This is a genomic window from Fusobacterium varium (assembly GCA_021531615.1).
Taxonomy (GTDB): domain Bacteria; phylum Fusobacteriota; class Fusobacteriia; order Fusobacteriales; family Fusobacteriaceae; genus Fusobacterium_A; species Fusobacterium_A varium_C.
In genome coordinates, this window is the sequence record JADYUE010000001.1 from 138,010 (window position 1) to 161,821 (window position 23,812).

Sequence of the window (23,812 nt, forward strand, 5' to 3'; positions counted from 1 at the left end):
AAAAGCCCCCTATTTAAAAGACTTTTACCCCAAGAAATTCCTCAATTTTCTTCTCTGTTTCAACATCTCTGTTCACATTAAGTCTTTTTACAATCCTTATTATCTTATTGATGTCTATATCCAATGCCTCTGCTAAGTCTGAAAGTCTTGTATCCTTTTCAAGTAAAATCTTTTGAAACTTTTTATACTCTTTATCCCTATTTTTTATATAATCAGGTGTTTTATTTATAAGTTCCCAAACTTCAGGTTCTCTTTCTTTAAGTTCTCCATTCACGAGCTTTTTCCAATCATAAAGGCTCAGATTTAAAGCTCTTTTCAGTGAGGCTAAAGTCATTTCAGCATCTATTAAACCTTTTTTCAGCTCTGTCATTCTGAAAAGATTATCTCTGTATGCTTCTACTCTTTTCTCTAGTTCTGACATTTCTCTATCTCCTTTTCTAATTTTTCACACATTCTTTTATACCCTTGTTGCCCTCTTAAACTTTCTAATAATTCTTTTAATTGTTCAACTTTTGCCATAGCTTTATTCCTCCCTTTGTGGTATAATTCAGCTAAGGCTTATATATAAGCCCTCGCTGATGGCAGAGATAAGAAGAGAACGACCAATTCAAGCATCTTATCTTTGCTTTTTTATTTTTCTTTGTAATAATCATATCCTGCTCTTTTATAAAACTGTCTAAGGGAAAATACTGTTTTAATTCCCAAATACTCAACAGCTCCTTTCTCATCTCCTTTTTTAATCATTTCAAGAGCTATGCTGTGTCTAATGTCATTAAAGCTGTAAACTTGTCCTAAAACTTCCTTTGTATGTCTTCTCAGCCAATACCTAGCAGTCTGTGGCAATTCTTTTTCTTCTCTTTTTAAAAGAGTAAAAATATAGTATTCCAAGTAGTTTTTCTCTGTATAATCTGTTATTTCTGTTGCCAGTTCTTTTGTTATCTCACAGCCTTTAAGTTCCCAAGTATTATTTTTTAGGTTTAGATCTTTCACTGTAAGATCCATCACTTCATCTACAATCATTCCCGTTTCAATAACTATCTTATAAATAAGTCTTTCCCTCGTTGGAACTGAAGAAACTAAAATGTTCAACTGCTCCATTGACAAGAATTCTTTTGTTTTAAATTTTCTTTTATATTTTCTTATGTTTTCTGCAATGTCTATTCCCAGTATCTCAGTAAAGAAAAATTCTAAAGCATTTAATTTAACAAGAACTGTATTTACATCTAAAAGTTTTAAATTGTTATCTAAATATCTGATAATATCATCTCTTTTGATGTTAATAACTTCTTTTCCTGTAATTTCTAAAAATTCCTTAACTGTTTTATAATATGTTTTTTGAGTTGATATACTGTATCCTCTGAACTGCATCTCTGTCTTCAAGCTCAAAAGGTCAAAATAGAACTTTTCAAACATCTTTTTTATTCTTCCTCCATTGTGTCTATTATTCCATTGACACACTCTATTATTTCTCCTATTTTTTCTTCCATTGCTTTTAATCTCTCATCAACTGAATCAAGTATCTGTATTTTTTCCTCCAGCTTTTCAAGAAGTGTGATTTCTTTCTCACTGTCTTCATTCATTTTTTTAAATGTTTCTTGTCTGTCAACTAAGATTCTTTCAATTTTATCCAGCTTTTCATCAGTTATTTTTATCTTTGTTATCAATGCTTCAGAACTTACTGGTAACATTTCTCTTCTGTGAAACTTTGTTATAAGCACCCTTGCAAACTTTCTGAATTTCTTAGCTTTTTCAGTTCTTGCAAGAAGTGCAGCTTCATAAATCCCCTGCTCATTGAAAAATCTTTTCTCCCTGTTTTTTACTATCCCTCCCTCTAGATTCTTTACCTTTCTTAGAAAAGAAAATTCCTCTGTTAAAAGTTCAGGATTTCTTGTTAATAATTTTTTAAAAGCCTCTTGATTGGTTCCTATTGCAGTAATAACTTCTTCTACATCCATTATTAATTCATTGTCCTGTGAATAAAGCTGTATGTCCTGCTCCTCAAACTTAACTATTTCTAATTTTTCCATTGCTCTCCTTCCTTGTTTTTCCTTCTCCAATAAGTTATAATTATGTAAAGTGGCTCTATAAGGAGGACTATTGGAGAAAAAAAGTTTTATTATAAATGAATTAAATTCAATCTTAGAAAAGATTAATCTTTATTGTGATAAAGAAAAATATAAAATTCTATTTACTGTTAATAACGGATTTATTAAAGCTGATTTATATTTAAGTATTAGCGATTCAAAACCTAATGATATAGACTTATTGCCACCATACTTTTGTGAAAATCAAGAGCTTACATTAGATATGTGTAGATATAAAGCTCTTTTCACAACACCAAAAGGAAAATTCCCGCTTATATCTTCAAATGATGTTTTAGCACTAAAAAATGTAACTTTTTTTAGTAATGGGAAAACTTTTAATTTACCTTGTTTTTTATTATTTGTAGATAAAATTATTGGTGTAAATATAGTCAGTTCTGATTTTACTATTTAATTTTTATAGATAGAGCCACTATTTTTAGTAGTAAGGTTTGTAATTACTATCATTTCTTTTCAAAAGTTCTATATATTTTGTTTGTGCCATTCTTACTTTTCTCATAAATTCTCTCACTTTTTCTTTATTTATATCGCCTTCCATCAATTTTTTATAATTTTCATTTAATTCATTTCCAATATTTGCTATTTCTATATCTATATTATTTTCAATATTGGAATTTATCTCCTCTCTTATTTCAATTTTTATTTTAATCATTCTTTTCTCCTTTTTGGAATTTATGGCACTTTACAGAGTGGTTGCCAAACTCCTCGCTTATACTTGTTTTTCCTTCTCCAAAAAGTTATAATTAAAAGAAAACTTTTGGAGGTATTCTGTGAAAAACAAACCATCTCTTATAGAGACTGCAAAACTCTTACAAGAATATTTTAAATATAATCAAGGTATTTCATTTGGAAATATCGACTCAACAAACCCTTTAAAAAGTAATGAAGCACATCTTAAAAATATGAAATTACTTTCTTTTTTTGGTGCTATAAAAAATTTTCATGGTTCTTTTTTACCTAATGGAAACCAATTAAATTATTTTATAAAGTATAAACTTACTGTAAAAATTATTACTATGCTATGCCCTATCATAGTTGGAATAATTACTTTTTTAGCTACTTTAATATCTATATTAGATTTTTTTATATCCCACTAAGCAAGAATGTTCTTCAAAAAATTTTATTCCATTTTTTTCTATTAAATATTCAAAGTCTTCTACTCCATTTATCACAAAAGAAGAACTACGAATATATTTTATAAATACAACTACTTCTATTTTTCCTTTTAATTCTTCGTTATATTCCTGTATTCTTGTCTTGTAATAATCTTTCAAGGGAGTTTCTAAGTCTGTTTCAAGTATGATTTCTCCCTCTTTTAAAGATACTATTTTTTTTATATCCTTTTTGGAAAGTTTACCAGTTCCCTCAAATTCAAGTTTAAAGTTTCTCCGTTCACTTTTTATTAACTTTATTAGTAAATAAAAGTAAAAACAGGTTTCTAAACAATCCGCTATCAATTTAAGTTTTTCCATCTTTCAAGCCTCCTTTCCTCATTTATGGCACTTTACAGAGTTATTGCCGAACTCCTCGCTTGTAAAATTATTTTTTAAAGTTTGTAATTTTAAATTTAAGCTGTTTTTATTTGTTAACTTCTATCATTCCTCCTTTATTTTTTGATACTTTTTTATAAAATATTATTTTATATTTTTTTATCATTTGATTGTAAAAAATAAAGATACTTTTCTGTAAATCTGTATCCACGACAATGATTTACAATTTGTATCACAGATAAAAAAATGGTATAATAAATTAAGTGTAATATTTATATTCTTGTTAAACTTTAAGTATAACTTATCTTGTCCTTAGTATATACTAAAAGTTTAACATTGTCAAATTTTTTTTAGAAAGGAGTTGAACTTTATGTATAACTTAGCCCAAAATATAGCTAATATAAGGATTAAAAAAATGTATACACAAAAAGGGCTTGCAGATGCTTTAGGAGTAAGTAAAGGAACAATTACAAGCTATGAAGCAGGAGTAAGAGTTCCTCCTATTGATAAATTAGAAGAAATGGCTAAATTATTTAATATTAAAATTACAGATTTTTTTGTTGATAATATTGAAAATATTAATTTTTTTGAAAAGTGTTCTACTAATAGTAGGATACCCATTGTTTCTCATGCATCAGCAGGAACTGGAAAAGGTACTTTTGAAGGAGATGAAATTCTTGATTATTTAGAGCTACCTGATAAAATAGGAAAAAAAGGAGATTTTGGAACTTATGTTATTGGCGATTCGATGTCTCCTAAAATTTTAGATGGAGATATTGTTTTTATAAAAAAGATGGATAGTCTTGATGATGGAGATATTGGTCTATTTAAGTTAAATGAACAAATTTTTATAAAAAAGTTCAAATACAATCCCTTTACAGAAGAAACATTTTTAATGCCTATTAATAAAGAATATAATATTATTCCAATAAAATCTTCAGATGATTTTTCTGTAATAGGTAAAGTTATTTGTAAGTTAGATTATAATTTTTAGTGTTCTATTTCAACTAGGGGACTATTTGTCCCCTAGTTGATTTTATATTGATTTTACTAGGTTTTTGATAAATATCTATATTTTTTATCTGTAATTTTTCAGGATTTTTTATAATTTTTAGTGTTCTATTTCAACCAGTCATTATTTGATAACTGGTTGATTTTATATTGATTTTACTAGGTTAGTATAGTTTTTATAAGAATATATACTTTTTATCTGAAGTTACTTATACCATTTTTGCCTTGTGAACAGTCTTATCTTTTCAGGCTGTTTTTTATTTTTCTTGATTTTAACAAGGTTTATAAACACTGTTCAAAGGCTTCTGCAAAAATGCCGTTTTTCTCCTGATGCACACTGTCAATTTTTCCAAAAAATAAAAAAAGAATGTAAAAAACCTTTTCTCGAACAAGGTTCCGAACATTCTCGAACATTCCCACGATTTTTCATTTACACTGTCCACATTCCTATTTTTTTCCCATTTTTTCCCGTAATATTTTCATTTTGTTTCAGTAATTTTCACAGTGTTATTTTCCTATAAATCCCTATTATATCTAGCTTTCTTTAATATTCTTTTTATTTTTTCTCTTTTATCATATCATATTACCCCCCACACCTGTTCCTGATAAGGAATTTACAATCCTCCAAGGTTAAATAAAAACAAGCATTTTCTAGCTCTTTAATCCATGAGGGAGAAGATTTACAATCCTCCAAGGTTAAATAAAAACGGATTAAATGCTGCTATGTTAGCTTGTCCTATTACTATTTACAATCCTCCAAGGTTAAATAAAAACGAATATAGAATAGATATAAGATTGTCAAGTAAAGAAATTTACAATCCTCCAAGGTTAAATAAAAACCTTCATCTATACCACCAGAGCCATTTCTATTTTTAAATTTACAATCCTCCAAGGTTAAATAAAAACCAAATAAATGAAATTATAAAGAAGAGAAGAAAAGAACATTTACAATCCTCCAAGGTTAAATAAAAACTTTTACCAACAGAGTAAATATTTACTTCTCTGTTATCATTTACAATCCTCCAAGGTTAAATAAAAACCATACAAATATATCCCATCTTCCTTGCTCTCTAACTTATTTACAATCCTCCAAGGTTAAATAAAAACAGTTTCTTTATACAGAGGAGTTCCACCTTCAACTGTATTTACAATCCTCCAAGGTTAAATAAAAACGAGAAAATGTTAAACCTTCTAGCATGGCTAACGATCTATTTACAATCCTCCAAGGTTAAATAAAAACTTTGACACTCCATTTTTATAATTCCTTCATCATCAATTTACAATCCTCCAAGGTTAAATAAAAACAGATACTCTAACTATCCTTTAACTTATAATACCTTTTTTTATTATTATTGTCTACTTAAAAATTTATAAAAAATTTTTTTCTATTCTTTTTTCTTTTATAATAAAAAAATATTTAAAAGCTATAAATTAAAATTGCTTGTCTATCCTTAACTTTTTTTACATTATCAAAGGTTGACAATAAAAAAGCACCCTTATCAAAGGACTTAGGTGCAATCAACTATTATTAATTATAAAAATTAGTTAATTTTATCAACTAAAGTTTTTCCAGGTTTAAATTTAACTGTTTTCTTAGCTTCAATTTTGATTTCTTCTCCAGTTTTAGGGTTTCTTCCAACTCTTTCAGCTCTTTCAACAATTTCAAATTTTCCCCATCCGATAAAGTTTAATTCTTCTCCTGCTGCTAATGTGTTTTCTATAGTTGTAAGGAAAAGATCAACTTTTCTTTCAGCCTCAGCTTTAGATGGGAATGCTCCTGTTTCAAATAATACTTTTGCAAAATCTTTTTTTGTCATTATATATATCCTCCTAAACTTAACTTAAAAATTTGCGCGTTCCTATTTTATATCATAAAATACAGATATTTTCAAACTTTTTTTAAAATTTTTCAATATTTTTTTGAATTTTACACAAATAAATAGTACAATGTATTAGAACAGAAAAAAATTTGTTTAAAATGAGGTAATTTTATGAAAAAAAGAGGTTTTGTTTTATTTTTTTTATCATTAATATTTTTTTCTTGTAGCCGAGTAAACTACAAAATTGATGATGAAAAATATAGAGCTGTTGGAAAAGATTCAAGAATTAAATATATTATTTTACACTATACAGCTACTAATAACGAAGTTGGAATTAGAGCTTTAACAGGTCCTAATGTTAGTGCTCATTACTTAGTAACTTCTATAGATAAAGAACCTACATATGCCTTAGTTGATCATAATGAAAGAGCTTGGCATGCTGGTATAAGCGAGTTTGGTGGAAGGAATAATATAAATGATACTTCTATTGGAATAGAAATTGTAAATATCGGAATAAGAAGTGTACCAGGGCAGCCTAAGACTAAAGGTTTTTTTAGACCTTACAATGAATATGTTCCTTTTACTGAAGGACAAATAAAAAAAGTTGCAGCATTGGTAAAAAAACTTTCTATTCAATACAATATCAACCCAAGATTTATTTTAGGTCATTCAGATGTAGCACCTACTAGAAAAATTGATCCAGGTCCAAAGTTCCCTTGGAAAAGATTATACAAAGAGTATGGCATAGGTGCTTGGTATAATGAAAGTGACAAGGTTAAATTTATGAATGCTGAACTATTTAAAGTTACTCCTATCCCAGAAATAAAAGCTGAACTTAGAAGATATGGATACAAAATCAATAATACAGATGAATGGGATGAAGAAAGTAAAAGAGTAGTTTACAATTTTAAAGCACATTTCAATCCTGATAATTTAAATGATACTATGGATTTAGAAACTTTTGCTATAATTAAAGCACTAAATAAAAAATATAGATAATTCTATAAAATTTCCTTGTATTAATCAACAAATAGTGGTAGAATAAGCATGTAGTAAAACCTTGATATAAATTAAACACTAAGTTTTTAACACTTTTCAAAAATTTTAGGGTTTGTTTTGTTCTTAATGGTTTTAGTTCTAAAATTTTTGGAGGTGCATTAAATATGCTAAAAGGAACTGTAAAATGGTTTAACAAAGACAAAGGATTCGGATTCATTTCTGGAGAAGATGGAAACGATTATTTCGTTCACTACTCTAACATCAATGCAAAAGGATTCAGATCTCTAGAAGAAGGACAAGCTGTTACTTTCGAAGTTACTGAAGGAAACAAAGGTCCAGTTGCTTCTAACGTAACTGTTGCATAGTTTAAACACTGAAGAATATAGGGTACTGAAATTCAGTACCCTATTTTTTATAATTGGAGGTAACTATGAAAAAAATACATATAAAAAAAGATAAAAGAGCTAACAATATAATTAATCTAGCAGTTAAAATATTTCTTTTTCCTCTATTTTTTTTCGGACTAATTTTAAGATGTTACGACAAAATCTTTAAAAAGAATAAAAGAAGAGAAAATATCATAGATATTTGGTAGTAGTTTCTTTACAAAATAAAAGTAGTATGTTATACTTTCATTATGTGTGCATGGGTGGCGGAATGGTAGACGCGTAAGGTTGAGGTCCTTATTGGTAGTTTCCAGTGAGAGTTCAAGTCTCTTCCCGTGCACCATTTAGATTTCAATAAAAAGTCTTTATAATATAAACAAACATATATGTTTAGAACAAACTTTCATAATTTTTGAAAGTTTTTTTATTTTATAACCATATTTAACTATTCTATCTTTTTCCTTTTTCCAAACTTATTTAAGTATTTTAATCTTTTTAACTTATCTATTTTTATTTCTTTGATTGATTATCACCTAAGTTTATAAAAAAATACACCCTCCATCTCAATTACCTAAGACTTTGGGTGTAATATATAAGCTCTTTTATATTAATCTTTATCATATTCATTTATAAAGTTTTTTAATTTTTTCTTGATTCTCTGTATAGTATTATCCACTGATTTAAGCTCTCTACCAGTTTTTTCTGCTATCTCTGTATAAGTCATCTCTGCAAGCATATATTCAAAAATTTCATTCTCCATTTTACTTAGATGAGTTTTTAAATATTCATTTAAATATCTCATCTTCTCTTTTCCTAAGTAAATCTCTTCTGGATTATAAAAAGCAAAAGAACGATTTTCATATGTTACATCAAGATCTTCATCACTTTCATTTGTATTAGACATTGCTAAATTTAAAATCCTATTTTTTCCTGAATTTGAATTTTTTATAGCAGTTATAATTTGACGTTTAATACATAAAATAGCAAAAGTAGAAAAAGAAGCTTTTTTTGATTCATCATAGGCATTGATAGCTTTTAAAAGTCCTATTCTTGCCTCCTGTAATACATCCTCCTTATCAGCACCATAGAAAAAATAATTTTTTGTTTTTAGTAGAATCAATTGTTTAAATTCTCTAAAAATTTGTTGCATAGCATCTTCATCACCATTTTTTGCTGCATGAATAGTTTGAATGTTTATCATTTCTCCCTCCTAAAAATATTTTTTAGTCCTGACTGTAGAAATTGATAAAATCCTTACCCAGTATATAAGATTGTTTTACGTGTATATTATATAAAATTTTAAATTTTTTGCAATAGTAAAAAACAATTTTTTTATGGTAAAAAGATACTTATAATGTTTTTCATGTAAAAAGCCTATCAAATAAAAGTATCTAACAGGCTTTTTCACAACAGATAAACTCAATGAATATCAAAAAATTATTTTGCTTCGTTGTATAATTCTTCTAATCTTTGTTGAATAGCTTCATCTTCAAGATATTCATCATAAGTCATCATCTTATCTACTATTCCATTAGGAGTGATCTCTATAATTCTATTTGCTACTGTTTGAATAAACTCATGGTCATGAGCACCAAATAATAGAGTTCCTTTAAAGTTGATAAGAGCCTTGTTTAAAGATGTAATTGATTCAAGATCTAAGTGGTCATTAGGGTTATCAAACATAAGAACATTGGCATTTGTAAGCATCATTTTTGCAAGCATACATCTTACCTTTTCTCCCCCTGAAAGAACTGTACAACTTTTTAAAGCTTCCTCTCCAGAGAATAGCATTCTTCCTAAGAAACCTCTTACAAAAGAATCATGTTGATCAGGAGAGTATGGTCTTAACCAATCAATTAGATTTAGATCTTTATTTTCAAAGAATTTACTATTATCTTTTGGCATATATGCTTGAGAAGTTGTAATTCCCCAAGTATATGATCCTGAATCTGGTTCAATCTCTCCAGATAAAATTGATAAAAGAGTTGTTTTTACAAGGTCATTTTTAGCTAAAAATACTACTTTATCACCTGTATTGATTGTAAATGTTAAATTGTCAATTAATTTAACTCCATCTACTGTTTTAGAAAGATTTTCTACTTTAAGAAGGTTATTTCCAGCTTCTCTCTCTTGTTTAAATTCAATAAATGGATATTTTCTGTTAGAAACTTGCATATCTTCAAGTTGAAGTTTATCAAGAAGTTTCTTTCTTGAAGTTGCTTGTTTAGATTTAGAAGCGTTAGCACTGAATCTAGCAATGAACTCTTGTAACTCTTGTCTTTTTTGTTCAAGTTTTTTATTCTTAGCTGATAGAAGTTTTACCATTAATTCATTTGATTCATACCAGAAATCATAGTTTCCAACATACATTTTGATTTTTCCATAGTCAATATCTGTAATATGAGTACAAACTTTATTTAAGAAGTGTCTATCATGTGAAACAACAATTACAGTAGTATTGTCTAAGTCCATAAGGAAGTTTTCTAGCCATGTTATAGCTTTGATATCAAGTCCGTTTGTAGGCTCGTCTAGAAGTAAAACATCAGGTTGTCCAAATAAAGCTTGAGCAAGAAGAACTTTAACTTTTATAGGCTCACTTAATTCTTTCATAAGTTTGTGGTGGTCAGCAATATCAACTCCAAGTCCCATTAAAAGAGTTTCAGCTTCAGTTTCAGCTTCCCAACCATTAAGTTCAGCAAACTCTCCTTCAAGTTCAGCAGCTCTTATTCCATCTTCATCAGTAAATTCACTTTTAGAATAGATTTCATTTTTTTCTACAATGATATCCCAAAGTTTTTTATGTCCCATAAGTACAACATTTAAAACTTCATCCTCTTCATGAGCAAAGTGGTCTTGTTTTAATACTGCCATTCTTTTATTTTTATCAAAAATTATCTCTCCCTCTGTAGGTTCTAAAGCTCCAGAAAGAATTTTTACAAATGTAGATTTTCCAGCTCCATTAGCTCCAATAAGTCCGTAACAGTTTCCAGGAGTAAACTTTAAGTTTACATCTTCAAAAAGCTTTCTTCCAGAAAATCTCATACCAAGATTACTAGTTGCGATCATTTAAAATATATCCTCCTACTAAAAAATATTTATTAATTAAAAAATTAAATTTCTCATCAATACAAAACTACCATATTATAACATTTTATATTAATAAAGGCAAATTAAATGAAAAAACTAAGGATAATTAAATTTGAAAAAAACAAAAAGTATGATAGAATATAATGTAAAAATTTAAAGATAGCGAGGAGTCATGGCAACATTATTTGATAAAGTAAATATAAAAAATTTAAAATTAAAGAATAGAATTGTACTTCCACCATTAGTAAGATTTTCTATGGTGGGGACAGATGGTTTTGTAACAGATAAAGTAGTTGAATGGTATAGAGATGTTTGTGCTGGGGGAGTGGGATTAGTTATTGTAGAAGCTTCAGCCGTAGCAGAAGATGGTAAATTGAGAGATAATCAATTAGGAATATGGGATGATAAATTTATAGAGGGGTTAAAAAGAATAGCCGATACTTGTCATGAATATAGTGTTCCAGCTCTAATTCAACTTCATCATGCAGGTTTTAAAGAGAGAATAAAAGATGTGCCAGAAAGTTTACTTGATGATATATTAGAAAAATTTAAATTAGCTTTTGTTAGAGCTAAAAAAGCAGGTTTTGATGGAATAGAGATTCATGGAGCACATACATATCTAATTTCTCAGCTTAATTCAAGAATTTGGAATCTGAGAGAGGATAAATATGGTGGAACTTTTGAAAAAAGAATGTTTTTCTCTAAAAAGTTAATTGAGGATACAAGATACCTTTTTGATGATAATTTTATTTTAGGTTATAGAATGGGTGGAAATGAGCCTGAACTTCAAGATGGAATAGAGATAGCAAAATATCTTGAAAAATTAGGAATAGATCTATTACATGTTTCAAGTGGAACTCCTAACCCTGATATGAAACAAAAGGAAAAAATAGATATACCTGAAGATTTCCCTTTAGATTGGGTAATATATATGGGAACAGAGATAAAAAAAAGGGTAAATATTCCTGTTATAGGTGTTAGAAAAATAAAAAAAGAGAGAGAAGCTAGTTGGTTGATAGAGAATAATCTTTTAGATTTTGTAGCAGTTGGAAGAGCTATGATAGCAAGACCAAACTGGGCAGAGATAGCAGAGAAGGAGTATAAAAGAAGAGATGCAAATAAAGAGTGTTGATATCTTCTGTGAGATAATTGATAATTTTGGAGATATTGGAGTAGTTTATAGAGTTGCAAAAGAACTAAAAAAAATATATAATAATCAAGTAAAAATAAGGGTTATCTTTAATAGAATAGATGAGTTTTTAAAGATAAATCCCTCAGCAAAAAATTTAGAAATTCAAGAGATAGATGGTATTTGTTACTGTCCCTATGAATATATTAAAAAAAATATGTGTACATTTTCTACTGCAAATGTTATAATAGAAGCCTTTGGATGTACAATACCTGAAGAGTATATGAATGTGGCATATAACAATTCAGATTTGATATTAAATCTTGAATATCTTTCAGCTGAAGATTGGGTAGAGGACTTTCATTTGCAAGAATCTATACTTGGAAAAGGGAAGCTTAGAAAATTCTTCTTTATGCCTGGATTTACAGAAAAAACAGGTGGAATTATCACAGATTCTCTATATTTAGATAGAATTACTAAAGTAAAAAACAATTTATCTGAATACAGAAAAAAATATTTAAAAAATATTGATAACTATGATAATAAACTGATAGGAACAATATTTACATATGAAAAAAACTTTGCTCCTTTGATGAGAGATTTGAAGAAATTAGATAGAGAAGTAGCTCTATTGGCAATGGGAGAAAAGACACAAGAGAGCTTTAAAGAATTTTTTAAAAAAAATTTTGTAGAAAAGCTTGGAAATATTTATAAATATGGTAAAATAGAGATAGAGTTCTATGATTTTTTAAGCCAAGAAGAGTATGAGGAGCTTATAAATGTGGTAGATTTTAACTTTGTAAGAGGGGAAGACTCTTTTATAAGGGCAGTTCTTACAGGAAAACCATATTTGTGGCATATTTATTTTCAAAAAGAGTTCATTCATATGGACAAATTACAAGGATTTTTAGATAAATACAGGGAACAAGTTCAAGGAAAAATTGTTGACGATATATTGTCAGATCAAGAAAAGCTTTTTAAAGATTATAATTTTAGAAATGAAAATACTTTAGATGAGGGGAAAGAGGAGTTCTTTAATTTCTTCAATAACCTTAATGAAATAGAGAGAGTAAACTCTCTATATAAAGATTTTCTTATCTTAAACTGTAATCTTATAAATAAAATAAAAGATTTTATAGAGAAATTTTAGGAGGTCAAAAATGAAAATAGCTCAAGAACTAAGAGCAGGAAGCACAATTAAAATCGGAAACGATCCATTTGTAGTTTTAAAATCTGAGTACAACAAATCAGGAAGAAACGCTGCTGTGGTAAAATTAAAAATGAAAAACTTATTAAACGGAAACATCTCTGATGCTGTTTACAAAGCAGATGAAAAAATGGATGACATCAGACTTGATAAAGTTAAAACAGTTTACTCTTACAACGATGGAAGTTTCTATGTATTCTCTAACCCAGAAACTTGGGATCAAATCGAACTTAAAGAAGAAGATTTAGGAGATGCTATCAACTACTTAGAAGAAGGAATGGAACTAGACGTAGTTTACTACGAATCAACTCCAGTTGCAGTAGAATTACCTACTTTCCTTGAAAGACAAATCGAATACACTGAACCAGGACTAAGAGGAGATACTACTGGAAAAGTTATGAAACCAGCTAGAATCAACACAGGATTTGAAATTCAAGTTCCTCTATTCGTTGAGCAAGGTGAATGGATTAAAATCGATACAAGAACTAACGAATATGTAGAAAGAATTAAAAAATAGTTTTTAGTTTAAAAGGCTGTCAATGACAGCCTTTTTCTTTTATACAAGTTTTAAAAACATATCTACATGAGGTATTCCATCTTCATCATATCTCTCTGAAATCTCTTCAAATCCTAAAGAGTGATAAAAATCTCTAAGATAGTATTGAGCACCTATTGTAATATTTTCATTAGGAAAACTATTTTTTATAACTTCAATAGATTGTAAAAGTAACTCTCTAGCATATCCATTATGTCTATAATCTTTATCAACTAACACACGCCCAATAGATGGAGTATCATAAGAAAGATTTTTAGGTATAACCCTTGAATAACATATTATTTTATCTTTCTCCTCATCTTTAGCAAAAATATGGTAACATTTTAAATCTTTATTGTCAAAATCAAGATAAGGACAATTTTGTTCTACTACAAAAACCTCTTGCCTAACTTTCCCAATCTCATAAACTTCTAAAGCGGTTAACTCTTCAAATTTTTTTATATAAAATTTCATACTCACCCTCCTATAATTTTAAGCTACAAATATTATACATAAAAAAAATGACTAAATCAAAAAAATTTGACTTTAAATCAATGATGTGGTAATATAATTGTAAGCATTATAATAATGTAAAAACAGGAGATGATGTAAATGGAATTAAAAGGATCAAAAACTGAAAAAAATCTTATGACAGCATTTGCAGGTGAATCAGAGGCGAGAAATAAATATACTTATTATGCATCAAAAGCTAAAAAAGATGGTTATGAACAAATCTCCAAATTATTTGAAGTTACAGCTAACAATGAAAAGGAACATGCTAAACTTTGGTTTAAAATTTTAAAAGGTGGAGAAATTCCTTCAACATTAGAAAATCTTTTAGATGCAGCTGAAGGTGAAAACTACGAATGGACTGATATGTATGCAGGATTTGCTAAAACAGCAAGAGAAGAAGGATTCACTGAAATAGCAAGACTTTTTGAAGGAGTAGCTAAAATAGAAAAAGAGCATGAGGAAAGATATAGAAAATTATTAGCTAACATTAAAGAAGAAATGGTATTCCAAAGAGAAGAAGTAGTAGCTTGGGAATGTTTAAACTGTGGACACATTCACTATGGTAAAAAAGCTCCAGAAGTTTGTCCAGTATGTGCTCATCCAAAAGCTTATTTTATGTTACAAGAAAAAAATTATTAATAAATATACTTAAACTTTTGAAAAGCACTCACATTTAGAGTGCTTTTCTTTATATTCTCAATAATTAACTTAAAATAAATTTTCGTTAAAATTGTTCGGAAGTAGACTAAAAAAGTATAGGTATCTAGTAAAAAATAAAAAATACTTTAATTTTTTTATAAAATGTATTACAATAATAAAAAGATAAAAAAGTTACATTTTAATTATGGTAAGCTAAAAAAATCAATATATAAAATATGGAGGAAACAAATGGAAAAAGTTTATCAAGGAAAGACTAAAGATGTCTACAAGTTAGAAAATGGGAATTTTTTATTAGAGTTTAAAGATGACTGTACAGGGAAAGATGGAGTATTTGATCCAGGTGAAAATACAGTTGGTTTAAAAATTGAAGGAATTGGAAAAGCAAACTTAAAAATGTCAGTTCATTTCTTCGAAATTTTAAATAATAGAGGGTTAAAAACTCACTATATAAGTGCCGATCTTGATAAAGGAACTATGGAAGTAGTACCAGCTAAACCATTTGGAAAAGGATTAGAAGTAATTTGCCGTTTTAAAGCTGTTGGAAGTTTCTATCGTCGTTACAATGAATACATTACTGAAGGAGCAGATTTACCAGCATATGTAGAAACTACATTCAAAAACGATGCTTTAGGAGATCCATTAGTGACTAAAGATGGACTAGTTGATTTAGGAGTTATGACTGCTGCTCAATATGAATCTATGAAAGAAAGAACACAAGAAATTTCTACAATAGTTAGAGATGTATTAAAAGAAAAAGGATTAGATCTTTATGATATCAAATTTGAATTTGGTATTGATAACAATGATGAAGTTATCCTTATAGATGAAATTGCATCAGGAAACATGAGAGTTTACAGAGATGGTGTAATCGTAGATCCTATGGAATTAACTAAAATATTCTTAGGAGAATAATTAAAAGCAATATCTGTTTGGGACTGTGATAAGCAGTCCCTTTTTAATTTTTTGCTATTATCCAAATTAAAAATCTCCCTTTTTTATTGATTTTTAACTATCTTTAAGGTATAACTTTAGTAGGAAATTATTAATGTAATGGAGGATAATATGAAAAATATACATTCATTTTATTTTAGCCCAACACACACAACAAAAAGATCAGTTCAAGGGATTGGAAAAGGATTTGAAGGTGAAGTTATTGAACATGATTTGACTTTTGCTTGTGATAGTGATGAGGAGTTTAATTTAGGGGAAAATGATATAGCTATTGTTGGAGTTCCTGTGTATGCAGGTAGAGTCCCTGAAATAGCTGCTAATATTTTAAAAAGAGTTCATGGAAATAATACTCTAGCTGTGGCAGTTGTAGTTTATGGAAATAGAGCTTTTGAAGATGCTCTTTTAGAGTTGAAAAACATATTAAAAGATAATAGTTTCTCTGTAATTGCAGGGGGAGCATTTATTGGTGAGCATTCATATAGTAAAAAAGTAGGAGCTAAAAGACCAGATAACAATGATATTGAAATTGCTATTAATTTCGGTAAAAAAATTGATGAGTTAGTAAAAGAGGGTAGTTATAAAAATGATATAGATGTTCCAGGGAACTTCCCATATAGAGATGGAATGCCTAAAATGAACTTTGCACCTATGGCAAATGATAACTGCATCTATTGTAGAAAATGTTGGTCTGTATGTCCAGTAGGAGCTATTGATCAAAGAAAACCAGATATTGTTCAAGTTGAAAAGTGCATAAGATGTTATGCTTGTGTTAAAGTTTGTACTTTTGATGGTAGAGAGATACCTAATAACCCTCTTGGAAAGATTATAAATTTCTTAGAAACAACTTGTATGGATAGAAAAGAGCCAGAATTATTTTATTAAAATAAAGCTTTTTTAGAGAATTTAATATTATGGTATTTTTTAAATAAAGTTGATAAAAAAGGTTTAGTATAATCACAGTTTTGTCACAATTCCATTGTATAATACTATTAAAATTATATTTTAGGAGGAAATTGTGGAAGATTTATTGTATAAACGTATATCTCAAGATCAAGCTAAAGAGATGATGGACACTTTAGATGATTATATTATCTTAGATGTGAGAACAGAATTAGAATTTAAATATGGACATATTCCAAATGCTATAAATATTCCTAATGAAGAGATAGGACACTTTGATCCTTTAAATTTAGAGAACAAAAGCAAACCTATTTTTGTTTATTGTAGAAGTGGGCATAGAAGTCTACAAGCATCTGCAAAATTAGCTTTAATGGGTTATGATAATATATATGAATTTGGTGGAATTATCACTTGGGAATATGAGATAACTAAATAAGAGAGAGCCGAAGAAACTATTTTTTCTTCGGCTTTTTTGATTACAAATTATATTTTTTATAAGCATTAGTATATTTTATTTTAAACCACTCTCTCAAGCTTTGAGGCTCAAGAATCTCAATCTCATCAAGAAAATATGCAAAATAACGTTTTGCCTTCTCCTCAGAGCATTGAAACTCATAAAATTCATTATTTTTTGATATAATTTCAGGTCTATTTATATTAAGAAGCTTTAAAATTCTCTCTCCCTCAGGAGTTAAAATAGCTTTTATCTTCTTATCTTGTGATAAAAATGGATCAAAATTAAGAATAACTTTCTCTACAAACTCCATATCTTCCCAAACTTGTACCTCTCTAGTTATAAAAACTGTATCTATATTATAAATATGATAGTTCCTATATTTATTTTCTAAAAAATCATAGCAAAATAGATAATTTGCCAATTCTAACTTTGAACTTCCTATAAAAAATGGAAGAATAGTAACCTCTCTCTTATCATTGAAGTGTATCTTAACTTTCCTTTTCTCCTTTATTCCAATCTCTAATCTCTCAATAACTGATTTAAAAACAAATAACTCTCTATTTTTTCGAGATTGATTTGTATATTTATGTAGAAGTTTTCTAAAAAAATCAGCCTCTATCTGAATATTTTTTTCACACAGAAAATCGTAATAAATCTTAAAATTACTTTTATTTAGATTAAACTGAATAATATCTTTTTCTCCATCAAAAATTGTATCATCATTTAATCTTTCCTCTCTCATATGCTCAAATATATAGTTTAAAAGATAGTTTTTAGTTACCTTAAAAGTTTCACAATCTGACTCAAGAATTTTAATAATGTTTTTAGGAAGAGTAACCCTAATTTTTTTCTCCATAATTAGCACCTTCTTTCTGTAATTTTATCATCTTCTATTTTAACATATAAATTGCTAAAAGGTACATATTACTTTAAATATTTAGCAATATATGGTATATTGAAAGGTAGATAACAATTTTTGTTTAATAAAGGAGTACAAAATAATGAAAAATTTTATCAAAAAATTAAAGGAGAAAATTCTATTAGGTAAAAAAATAGATTTTAAAGAAGCTAAAAAATTAATTGAGATAAAAATAGATGATAGTGAAAACTTAAATGAACTATTTTCTTCAGCTGATGAGATACGTGAAAAGTTTTGTGGTAATAGTTTCGATCTTTGCACAATTATCAATGCAAAATCTGGAAAATGTAGTGAAGATTGTAAATATTGTGCTCAGTCTAGCCATTTTAAAACAAATACCAGCGTATATCCTCTAGTTAGTGAAAATATAGCCCTTGAAGAGGCTAAAAAAGTTGAAGCAGAGGGAGCACATAGATTTTCTCTTGTAACAAGTGGAAAGGGAATCTTAGATAATAGTGAAGAACTATATAAATTAGAAAATATCTATAAAAAATTAAAAGATGAAACTACTCTTTCTTTATGTGCCTCACATGGAATTTGTAGCAAAGAGGTATTATCTAAATTAAAAAAAGCAGGGGTTACAACTTATCACCACAATCTTGAAGCTTGTGCAGATTTTTATCCTAATATTTGCTCAACACATACACATGAAGATAGAGTTAAAACTGTTTTAGCTGCTAAAGAGGCTGGTTTAAAAGTGTGTAGTGGGGGTATTTTAGGTTTAGGTGAAACACCTATTGATAGAATAAAACTTGCCTTTGAGTTAAGAGAATTAGACATTGACTCTGTACCTATCAATATTTTAACCCCTATACCTGGGACACCTCTTGAAAATTCTCAAGAGATTGAACCACTTGAACTTGTAAAAACTATGGCAGTATTTAGATTTATTCTACCTAATAAAGCTTTGAGATATGCAGGGGGGAGAGTAAAACTTAGAGAGTTCCAAAGTCTAGGAATAAGAGCTGGAATAAATTCAGCTTTAACAGGAAACTTTTTAACTACAACAGGAAATACAATTGAAAGTGATAAAAAAATGATAAGAGGCGAGGGATATGAAATTAAGTAAAGGATACTTTGTAATAGGAACAGATACAGGAATAGGAAAAACTTATGTAAGTACTCTTTTATTTAAAGGAGTTAGTAAAATAGGTGGAACTTACTATAAGCCAGTTCAAAGTGGAGCTTTTGAGATGTTTGGTAAATTAGTATCTCCAGATGTTGAGTTTATGTGTGAATTTAATAAGATACCATATAATAGTGAGATGACTACATATCTTTTAAAACCAGAGGTTTCTCCACATTTAGCTGCTGAAATTGATGATGTTGAAATTGATCCAGAGAAAATTAAAAGTGATTGGTTGGAATTAAAAGAGAGATATAGTACAGTTATTGTAGAGGGAGCAGGGGGATTGTATGTTCCTATAATAAGAAATAGATTCTATATGTATGATCTGATTAAAATGTTAGAAACACCTGTAATTCTAGTTTCTAGTAATCGTGTAGGAACTATTAACCACACTATGATGACTATAAATTGTTTAAAAAATATGGGTATCAAAGTACAAGGAATAATCTTTAATAAGATAGAGAAAAATTTTGATAGAACTGGATATGAAAATGATAATATAAAAGTTATCCAAGATATGAGTGGTATTAAAAATATGATGATTTTAGATTTTGAACAGGAAAGTTTTGATCAAGAGGAATTGATTAGATTTTTAGAATTAAGAGAGGAAGAAAAATAATGAAAGAATTAACAGAACTTCAACAAAAAGATTTACAATATATTTTTCACCCTTGTTCACAGATGAAAGATTATGAAAATCTTCCCCCAATGGTGATAAAAAAAGCTAAGGGAATATATTTAGAAGATGAACTAGGTAATAAGTATATGGATTGTGTTTCTAGCTGGTGGGTAAATCTTTTTGGACACTGTAATGATAGAATAAACAAAGTTATTTGGGAACAGATAAACAATCTTGAACATGTACTTTTTGTTAACTTTTCTCATGAGCCAGCTATTGAGTTAGTTGAAAGATTACATAAAGTTGTACCAAAAGGAATAGATAAATTTTTATTTGCTGATAATGGTTCATCAAGTATTGAAATGGCATTGAAATTAAGCTTTCAATATCATCAGCAAACAGGGTCAAAGGAGAAGAAAAAATTTGTCTCTTTAGTAAATGCTTATCATGGAGAAACAATAGGAGCTTTAGGGGTAGGAGATGTTGATATATTTACCTCTACATATAGACCTTTGATAAAAGAGGGGATAAAAGCTAAAGGACCAGATTGTTTCTATTGTCCTTTTAAGAAAAATTTTGATTGTTGTGAAGCTGAATGTTTCAGTGATATGGAAAATATTATTGAAAACAATCATAAAGAGATAGCTGCTGTTATAATTGAACCTATGGTACAAGGGGCAGCAGGAATGAAGATATACTCTCCTAAATATATAAAAAAATTGAGAGAGATTACAAAAAAATATAATATTCATCTTATAGCCGATGAGATTGCTATGGGATTTGGAAGAACAGGAAAGATGTTTGCTATGGAACATGCTGGAGTTAGTCCAGATATAATGTGTATGGCAAAGGGGCTTTCAGCAGGTTACTACCCTATGTCAATTATCGGTATAACTAATGAGATCTATGATGCTTTCTATTGTGACTATTTAGAGGGAAAATCATTTTTACATTCTCACACATATTCTGGTAACCCTATTGGTTGTAGAATTGCTGTGGAAGTTTTAAAAATATTTGAGGAAGAAAAGATTTTAGATGTTGTTGCTAAAAAAGGAGAGTATCTGAGAAAAAAAGCTACTGAACTTTTTGCTAATCATCCAAATGTTGGAAAGTATAGACAAATAGGTTTAATAGGTGCTTTGGAGTTTGTTAAAAACAAAGAAACAAAAGAACTTTTTGATTCAAAAGAGAGAGCAGGTTATGAAATATATAAGATTGCTCTAAAAAAAGGAGCATTATTAAGACCTCTAGGAAATATAATCTATTTTATGCCACCATATATAATAACTGAAGAGGAAATTGATAAAATGCTTATGATTTGTAAAGAGTCTATTGATGAGTATTTAGCTAGAAAAAAATAACATTTGTTAATGCTCAACTATTTATATATAAAGAAAATATTTAAAAAGAAAAATACTATCATAATATCAACTAAAGCCGTAATTCACTAGAGAATATTAGAATCCCTCAGCGAAATGAAGTTAAGAAAATGCAACGTGTTTGAGACGAAGTCGAGTTTTGCATTTTCAACGGAATGAGCAATAGGGATTCTTTATTCTTTAGTATGGAGGCTAGTTGATATTAAAAATATAAGTTTTGGAAATTAGACTTAAAAAAATAACCTAGTAATATAAAAAAATTGAACTTTAAATTAAATAATCTTTTTTTCTAATCAAATCTCCATTTTAAAATTATTAACCCCTATTGAATTAGCATAACCAGTTCCCCATTTAACTAATGATTCTAAAATAGGTATAAGAGTTTCTCCATGTTCAGTGAGAGTATATTCAACTTTTGGAGGAACCACAGGGTATACCTTTCTATTTATCAACTTATCCTCTTCCAATTCACGAAGTTGCCTTGTTAACATTCTCTCATTTATACTTGGAATAAATCTTTTCAATTCACTATGTCTAGCCACTTTATTTATGCTTATGTAATATAAAATAATTGGTTTCCATTTTCCACCTACAATATCTAATGATGGTAGGAATAATTACTATACCTGTTGAGATAGAGTATTTTGGAAAGAAAGTTACTATTATTAGAAATCTTTTGACTTTTATATTTTCATTTATTGTAGCAGGAGTAATGGGAGTGATATTATGATAAAAAAATTCTTAAATAGATATAAATTCTTTGTTATTCTTTTAATAGTCAATCTAATTTTACTTTTTGCAGCTCCAGAAATTGGAAAAAAATCCTTTAAGATAACTTATGATAATCTTCTAGAGATGTTAGGAGTAATTCCACCTATTTTTATATTATTGGGAATTTTAGATGTATGGTTAAAAAAGGAAACTATGATTAAATATATGGGAAAAGAATCTGGAATTAAAGGGTTATTACTCTCTTTTATAATTGGTGCAACAGCAGCAGGACCTCTTTATGCAGCCTTTCCAGTTGCTGGTATTCTTTTAAAAAAGGGAACAAGTATATTTAATGTTCTTATCTTTATTGGAGCTTGGTCAACTATGAAGATACCTCTATTAATATTCGAATCAATTGCTTTAGGTTATAATTTTTCAATGTTACGTTTAGGAATTAATATTATTGGTATACCTTTAATAGCTTTTATAATAAATCTATTTTTAAAAGAGGAAGATAGAGAGGAGATATATCAATTAGCTCAAGAAAAAAACATTTAATTTAAAAGGACTAAATAAATCCCTTAATGATTTACTTAGTCCTTTTTAGCTATAATTACTCCAAGGAAACTATACCCCAAAATTTATCTTTAAAAAATATAAGGATATTTTTAATATCTAAGGGATTAAATTTAACTGTTACTGTTTCCCCTTCAAAATCTTTCAATCTTTCGTCACTATATATTAAATTATTAACCCTTATTGAGTTTCTAGTTACCTTCCTATTAACTTCCTGTAAAAAAATATCAAGATTCCTAATATAATTTAGACTTTCTAAAGAATCGTTATTATATATAAAATTATATTTAGGATTTTCAAGATAGACATATGAATTTAAAAACTCCTTTAACTCTTCATAAGATAATCTTTTCTCTCTTTCAGAATAAAATTTTTCAATATCTTCTATAAGATAATCTATAAATTTTAGTATCTCCTTATTCTCAGTAAAATATTCTGAAACCTTAATTCCTAATGTATCATAGATATTTTTTAGTATCTTTTTATTACTTATATTTTCAGAAGAGACTAAAATATCTTGTGGCTTGATATATTTATTATTAAAAATAGAGATCTTTAATAGTGTCTCTCTTATAAAAGCAAGTAACACATATAAATTTGATTGGGTATAATTTAATTCAAAACTTATAGGTTTCATATCTGCCACATCTAAAGATATAAGAAGCTGAGGGACAATTTTTTCATCCTCATTATCAGAAACTAAAATATATAGTGGTATCTCTAAAATCAAATATACTAAATTTTCTTTCTTTATTTTTTTCAAATGAAAAGAGGTAGTTTTATTAAAAAAACCATCAAGATTACTAACTATTCTATAAAAAGTTGGATAACTTATATTATATTTTGAAGATAGCTTTTTTACAAAAATAGAGTATAGTTGTGAAATCTTTGTTTCCTCACACTCACGACAAAACTCCTCTATAATTTTAATCCCTTTATTATCTACTTTTCTAAATGAATCTTTGTCGGTACGCTGTTTTTTATCTAACCCCAAAACTCCATTTTTTTTATAAGCATTAACCCATCTTTTAAGAGTAGCATAAGAGACCCCACTCTCCTCTTCGATAGTTTTTAACTTTTTTTCTTTTCTTAAAAAAGGCTCAATTATTTTGAAACGCTGTATCTGTAATTCTTTTTCTTTCTCCAATTTTTTGACTTCACCACACTTAAATAAATCATAGTATTAATTAGATAATACTATATTTATCAAAAAAAATCAACTTATTCTAATA

At 28.1% G+C, this 23,812-nt stretch carries 29 protein-coding genes, 1 tRNA gene and 1 CRISPR repeat array; of the genes, 18 read left to right on the top strand and 12 right to left on the bottom strand.

Annotated elements, in window-relative coordinates; all coding sequences use genetic code 11:
* Positions 1-13: 13 nt before the first annotated feature.
* The 3 genes from I6E31_00720 to I6E31_00730 form a co-directional block, all read right to left on the bottom strand.
* Positions 14-421, bottom strand: a complete 408-nt coding sequence (locus tag I6E31_00720) for a hypothetical protein (GenBank protein MCF2638486.1) — start codon at positions 419-421, stop codon at positions 14-16.
* A gap of 209 nt (positions 422-630) precedes the next feature.
* Positions 631-1,413: a phage integrase N-terminal SAM-like domain-containing protein gene (locus tag I6E31_00725; protein MCF2638487.1), complete on the bottom strand. Its 783-nt coding sequence runs from the start codon at positions 1,411-1,413 to the stop codon at positions 631-633.
* A 5-nt stretch (positions 1,414-1,418) separates the two neighbouring features.
* Positions 1,419-2,027, bottom strand: coding sequence for a hypothetical protein (locus tag I6E31_00730; GenBank protein ID MCF2638488.1), 609 nt, complete (start codon positions 2,025-2,027; stop codon positions 1,419-1,421).
* A gap of 70 nt (positions 2,028-2,097) precedes the next feature.
* On the opposite strand from I6E31_00730, the gene I6E31_00735 reads away from it, so the two are divergent.
* On the top strand, positions 2,098-2,496 hold the full coding sequence (locus tag I6E31_00735) for a hypothetical protein (protein ID MCF2638489.1): 399 nt from the start codon (positions 2,098-2,100) through the stop codon (positions 2,494-2,496).
* 24 nt (positions 2,497-2,520) lie between these two features.
* Here the strand turns inward: I6E31_00735 and I6E31_00740 are convergent, their stop codons facing one another.
* Positions 2,521-2,754, bottom strand: coding sequence for a hypothetical protein (locus tag I6E31_00740; protein ID MCF2638490.1), 234 nt, complete (start codon positions 2,752-2,754; stop codon positions 2,521-2,523).
* Between the two features lie 118 nt (positions 2,755-2,872).
* Here I6E31_00740 and I6E31_00745 point away from each other — a divergent pair, with 118 nt between their 5' ends.
* Positions 2,873-3,199, top strand: a complete 327-nt coding sequence (locus tag I6E31_00745) for a hypothetical protein (GenBank protein ID MCF2638491.1) — start codon at positions 2,873-2,875, stop codon at positions 3,197-3,199.
* Here I6E31_00745 and I6E31_00750 read toward each other — a convergent pair.
* Positions 3,176-3,574 (bottom strand): hypothetical protein, encoded by a 399-nt coding sequence (locus tag I6E31_00750; GenBank protein ID MCF2638492.1) that lies wholly within the window; start codon positions 3,572-3,574, stop codon positions 3,176-3,178. The genes I6E31_00745 and I6E31_00750 overlap by 24 nt on opposite strands.
* Positions 3,575-3,962: 388 nt before the next feature.
* Between I6E31_00750 and I6E31_00755 the strand changes: the two genes are divergently transcribed.
* On the top strand, positions 3,963-4,586 hold the full coding sequence (locus I6E31_00755) for a LexA family transcriptional regulator (GenBank protein ID MCF2638493.1): 624 nt from the start codon (positions 3,963-3,965) through the stop codon (positions 4,584-4,586).
* Between the two features lie 629 nt (positions 4,587-5,215).
* Positions 5,216-5,908: a CRISPR direct-repeat array (repeat unit 30 nt; unit sequence ATTTACAATCCTCCAAGGTTAAATAAAAAC).
* Positions 5,909-6,144: 236 nt separating this feature from the next.
* Here I6E31_00755 and I6E31_00760 read toward each other — a convergent pair.
* Positions 6,145-6,420, bottom strand: coding sequence for an HU family DNA-binding protein (locus I6E31_00760; GenBank protein ID MCF2638494.1), 276 nt, complete (start codon positions 6,418-6,420; stop codon positions 6,145-6,147).
* A gap of 174 nt (positions 6,421-6,594) precedes the next feature.
* Between I6E31_00760 and I6E31_00765 the strand changes: the two genes are divergently transcribed.
* The 4 genes from I6E31_00765 to I6E31_00780 all read left to right on the top strand — a co-directional run bounded on the left by I6E31_00765 (position 6,595) and on the right by I6E31_00780 (position 8,151).
* Positions 6,595-7,422, top strand: a complete 828-nt coding sequence (locus I6E31_00765; GenBank protein ID MCF2638495.1) for an N-acetylmuramoyl-L-alanine amidase — start codon at positions 6,595-6,597, stop codon at positions 7,420-7,422.
* A gap of 164 nt (positions 7,423-7,586) precedes the next feature.
* Positions 7,587-7,787, top strand: coding sequence for a cold shock domain-containing protein (locus tag I6E31_00770; protein ID MCF2638496.1), 201 nt, complete (start codon positions 7,587-7,589; stop codon positions 7,785-7,787).
* 65 nt (positions 7,788-7,852) lie between these two features.
* Positions 7,853-8,017 (top strand): hypothetical protein, encoded by a 165-nt coding sequence (locus tag I6E31_00775; GenBank protein MCF2638497.1) that lies wholly within the window; start codon positions 7,853-7,855, stop codon positions 8,015-8,017.
* A gap of 48 nt (positions 8,018-8,065) precedes the next feature.
* Positions 8,066-8,151 (top strand) — tRNA-Leu (locus I6E31_00780).
* A gap of 264 nt (positions 8,152-8,415) precedes the next feature.
* Here I6E31_00780 and I6E31_00785 read toward each other — a convergent pair.
* Together I6E31_00785 and I6E31_00790 are read right to left on the bottom strand one after the other, a co-directional pair.
* A complete protein-coding gene (locus tag I6E31_00785) occupies positions 8,416-9,009 on the bottom strand; it encodes a sigma-70 family RNA polymerase sigma factor (protein ID MCF2638498.1) in 594 nt (197 codons plus the stop codon).
* 236 nt (positions 9,010-9,245) lie between these two features.
* Positions 9,246-10,874: an ATP-binding cassette domain-containing protein gene (locus tag I6E31_00790; GenBank protein MCF2638499.1), complete on the bottom strand. Its 1,629-nt coding sequence runs from the start codon at positions 10,872-10,874 to the stop codon at positions 9,246-9,248.
* 193 nt (positions 10,875-11,067) lie between these two features.
* On the opposite strand from I6E31_00790, the gene I6E31_00795 reads away from it, so the two are divergent.
* Genes I6E31_00795 through efp form a run of 3 tightly spaced genes read left to right on the top strand, consistent with a single transcriptional unit; the run spans position 11,068 to position 13,748 of the window.
* A complete protein-coding gene (locus I6E31_00795; protein MCF2638500.1) occupies positions 11,068-12,027 on the top strand; it encodes an NADH:flavin oxidoreductase in 960 nt (319 codons plus the stop codon).
* Entirely contained in the window at positions 12,008-13,174 is a 1,167-nt protein-coding gene (earP, locus tag I6E31_00800; GenBank protein ID MCF2638501.1) for an elongation factor P maturation arginine rhamnosyltransferase EarP, read from the top strand. Before I6E31_00795 ends, earP begins: the two co-directional genes overlap by 20 nt.
* Positions 13,175-13,184: 10 nt before the next feature.
* Positions 13,185-13,748 (top strand): elongation factor P, encoded by a 564-nt coding sequence (gene efp / locus I6E31_00805; GenBank protein ID MCF2638502.1) that lies wholly within the window; start codon positions 13,185-13,187, stop codon positions 13,746-13,748.
* Positions 13,749-13,787: 39 nt separating this feature from the next.
* On the opposite strand, the gene I6E31_00810 is transcribed toward efp, so the two are convergent.
* Positions 13,788-14,240: a GNAT family N-acetyltransferase gene (locus I6E31_00810; GenBank protein ID MCF2638503.1), complete on the bottom strand. Its 453-nt coding sequence runs from the start codon at positions 14,238-14,240 to the stop codon at positions 13,788-13,790.
* Between the two features lie 138 nt (positions 14,241-14,378).
* On the opposite strand from I6E31_00810, the gene I6E31_00815 reads away from it, so the two are divergent.
* The 4 genes from I6E31_00815 to I6E31_00830 all read left to right on the top strand — a co-directional run bounded on the left by I6E31_00815 (position 14,379) and on the right by I6E31_00830 (position 17,226).
* Positions 14,379-14,918 (top strand): rubrerythrin family protein, encoded by a 540-nt coding sequence (locus I6E31_00815; GenBank protein ID MCF2638504.1) that lies wholly within the window; start codon positions 14,379-14,381, stop codon positions 14,916-14,918.
* A gap of 249 nt (positions 14,919-15,167) precedes the next feature.
* Positions 15,168-15,851, top strand: a complete 684-nt coding sequence (locus tag I6E31_00820; GenBank protein MCF2638505.1) for a phosphoribosylaminoimidazolesuccinocarboxamide synthase — start codon at positions 15,168-15,170, stop codon at positions 15,849-15,851.
* A 150-nt stretch (positions 15,852-16,001) separates the two neighbouring features.
* Positions 16,002-16,772, top strand: a complete 771-nt coding sequence (locus I6E31_00825; GenBank protein ID MCF2638506.1) for a 4Fe-4S binding protein — start codon at positions 16,002-16,004, stop codon at positions 16,770-16,772.
* A gap of 181 nt (positions 16,773-16,953) precedes the next feature.
* Positions 16,954-17,226, top strand: a complete 273-nt coding sequence (locus I6E31_00830; GenBank protein MCF2638507.1) for a rhodanese-like domain-containing protein — start codon at positions 16,954-16,956, stop codon at positions 17,224-17,226.
* A 40-nt stretch (positions 17,227-17,266) separates the two neighbouring features.
* Here I6E31_00830 and I6E31_00835 read toward each other — a convergent pair whose 3' ends face one another.
* A complete protein-coding gene (locus tag I6E31_00835) occupies positions 17,267-18,103 on the bottom strand; it encodes a WYL domain-containing protein (GenBank protein ID MCF2638508.1) in 837 nt (278 codons plus the stop codon).
* Between the two features lie 145 nt (positions 18,104-18,248).
* Between I6E31_00835 and bioB the strand changes: the two genes are divergently transcribed.
* From bioB to bioA, 3 genes are read left to right on the top strand one after another with little or no spacing between them, the layout of a single operon-like run.
* Positions 18,249-19,235: a biotin synthase BioB gene (gene bioB, locus I6E31_00840; protein MCF2638509.1), complete on the top strand. Its 987-nt coding sequence runs from the start codon at positions 18,249-18,251 to the stop codon at positions 19,233-19,235.
* On the top strand, positions 19,222-19,914 hold the full coding sequence (gene bioD, locus I6E31_00845) for a dethiobiotin synthase (protein ID MCF2638510.1): 693 nt from the start codon (positions 19,222-19,224) through the stop codon (positions 19,912-19,914). Before bioB ends, bioD begins: the two co-directional genes overlap by 14 nt.
* Positions 19,914-21,275 carry an adenosylmethionine--8-amino-7-oxononanoate transaminase gene (gene bioA, locus I6E31_00850; GenBank protein MCF2638511.1) on the top strand — a complete coding sequence of 454 codons (1,362 nt, stop codon included), beginning with the start codon at positions 19,914-19,916 and terminating at the stop codon, positions 21,273-21,275. Before bioD ends, bioA begins: the two co-directional genes overlap by 1 nt.
* A gap of 311 nt (positions 21,276-21,586) precedes the next feature.
* On the opposite strand, the gene I6E31_00855 is transcribed toward bioA, so the two are convergent.
* Positions 21,587-21,889, bottom strand: a complete 303-nt coding sequence (locus I6E31_00855) for a winged helix-turn-helix transcriptional regulator (GenBank protein MCF2638512.1) — start codon at positions 21,887-21,889, stop codon at positions 21,587-21,589.
* Positions 21,890-22,019: 130 nt separating this feature from the next.
* On the opposite strand from I6E31_00855, the gene I6E31_00860 reads away from it, so the two are divergent.
* The gene (locus tag I6E31_00860) at positions 22,020-22,562 is read left to right on the top strand and encodes a permease (GenBank protein ID MCF2638513.1); all 543 of its coding nucleotides are present in this window, start codon (positions 22,020-22,022) and stop codon (positions 22,560-22,562) included.
* A gap of 55 nt (positions 22,563-22,617) precedes the next feature.
* Here the strand turns inward: I6E31_00860 and I6E31_00865 are convergent, their stop codons facing one another.
* Positions 22,618-23,727 carry a Mu transposase C-terminal domain-containing protein gene (locus I6E31_00865; GenBank protein ID MCF2638514.1) on the bottom strand — a complete coding sequence of 370 codons (1,110 nt, stop codon included), beginning with the start codon at positions 23,725-23,727 and terminating at the stop codon, positions 22,618-22,620.
* Between the last annotated feature and the right edge of the window lie 85 nt (positions 23,728-23,812).

Excerpts from the sequence above, each read along its gene's own strand:
- I6E31_00720 (MCF2638486.1), bottom strand. The coding sequence starts at position 421 with ATGTCAGAACTAGAGAAAAGAGTAGAAGCATACAGAGATAATCTTTTC.
- I6E31_00725 (MCF2638487.1), bottom strand. The coding sequence starts at position 1,413 with ATGTTTGAAAAGTTCTATTTTGACCTTTTGAGCTTGAAGACAGAGATG.
- I6E31_00730 (MCF2638488.1), bottom strand. The coding sequence starts at position 2,027 with ATGGAAAAATTAGAAATAGTTAAGTTTGAGGAGCAGGACATACAGCTT.
- I6E31_00740 (MCF2638490.1), bottom strand. The coding sequence starts at position 2,754 with ATGATTAAAATAAAAATTGAAATAAGAGAGGAGATAAATTCCAATATT.
- I6E31_00750 (MCF2638492.1), bottom strand. The coding sequence starts at position 3,574 with ATGGAAAAACTTAAATTGATAGCGGATTGTTTAGAAACCTGTTTTTAC.
- I6E31_00755 (MCF2638493.1), top strand. The coding sequence starts at position 3,963 with ATGTATAACTTAGCCCAAAATATAGCTAATATAAGGATTAAAAAAATG.
- I6E31_00760 (MCF2638494.1), bottom strand. The coding sequence starts at position 6,420 with ATGACAAAAAAAGATTTTGCAAAAGTATTATTTGAAACAGGAGCATTC.
- I6E31_00765 (MCF2638495.1), top strand. The coding sequence starts at position 6,595 with ATGAAAAAAAGAGGTTTTGTTTTATTTTTTTTATCATTAATATTTTTT.
- I6E31_00770 (MCF2638496.1), top strand. The coding sequence starts at position 7,587 with ATGCTAAAAGGAACTGTAAAATGGTTTAACAAAGACAAAGGATTCGGA.
- I6E31_00775 (MCF2638497.1), top strand. The coding sequence starts at position 7,853 with ATGAAAAAAATACATATAAAAAAAGATAAAAGAGCTAACAATATAATT.
- I6E31_00785 (MCF2638498.1), bottom strand. The coding sequence starts at position 9,009 with ATGATAAACATTCAAACTATTCATGCAGCAAAAAATGGTGATGAAGAT.
- I6E31_00790 (MCF2638499.1), bottom strand. The coding sequence starts at position 10,874 with ATGATCGCAACTAGTAATCTTGGTATGAGATTTTCTGGAAGAAAGCTT.
- I6E31_00795 (MCF2638500.1), top strand. The coding sequence starts at position 11,068 with ATGGCAACATTATTTGATAAAGTAAATATAAAAAATTTAAAATTAAAG.
- earP (MCF2638501.1), top strand. The coding sequence starts at position 12,008 with ATGCAAATAAAGAGTGTTGATATCTTCTGTGAGATAATTGATAATTTT.
- efp (MCF2638502.1), top strand. The coding sequence starts at position 13,185 with ATGAAAATAGCTCAAGAACTAAGAGCAGGAAGCACAATTAAAATCGGA.
- I6E31_00810 (MCF2638503.1), bottom strand. The coding sequence starts at position 14,240 with ATGAAATTTTATATAAAAAAATTTGAAGAGTTAACCGCTTTAGAAGTT.
- I6E31_00815 (MCF2638504.1), top strand. The coding sequence starts at position 14,379 with ATGGAATTAAAAGGATCAAAAACTGAAAAAAATCTTATGACAGCATTT.
- I6E31_00820 (MCF2638505.1), top strand. The coding sequence starts at position 15,168 with ATGGAAAAAGTTTATCAAGGAAAGACTAAAGATGTCTACAAGTTAGAA.
- I6E31_00825 (MCF2638506.1), top strand. The coding sequence starts at position 16,002 with ATGAAAAATATACATTCATTTTATTTTAGCCCAACACACACAACAAAA.
- I6E31_00830 (MCF2638507.1), top strand. The coding sequence starts at position 16,954 with ATGATGGACACTTTAGATGATTATATTATCTTAGATGTGAGAACAGAA.
- I6E31_00835 (MCF2638508.1), bottom strand. The coding sequence starts at position 18,103 with ATGGAGAAAAAAATTAGGGTTACTCTTCCTAAAAACATTATTAAAATT.
- bioB (MCF2638509.1), top strand. The coding sequence starts at position 18,249 with ATGAAAAATTTTATCAAAAAATTAAAGGAGAAAATTCTATTAGGTAAA.
- bioD (MCF2638510.1), top strand. The coding sequence starts at position 19,222 with ATGAAATTAAGTAAAGGATACTTTGTAATAGGAACAGATACAGGAATA.
- bioA (MCF2638511.1), top strand. The coding sequence starts at position 19,914 with ATGAAAGAATTAACAGAACTTCAACAAAAAGATTTACAATATATTTTT.
- I6E31_00860 (MCF2638513.1), top strand. The coding sequence starts at position 22,020 with ATGATAAAAAAATTCTTAAATAGATATAAATTCTTTGTTATTCTTTTA.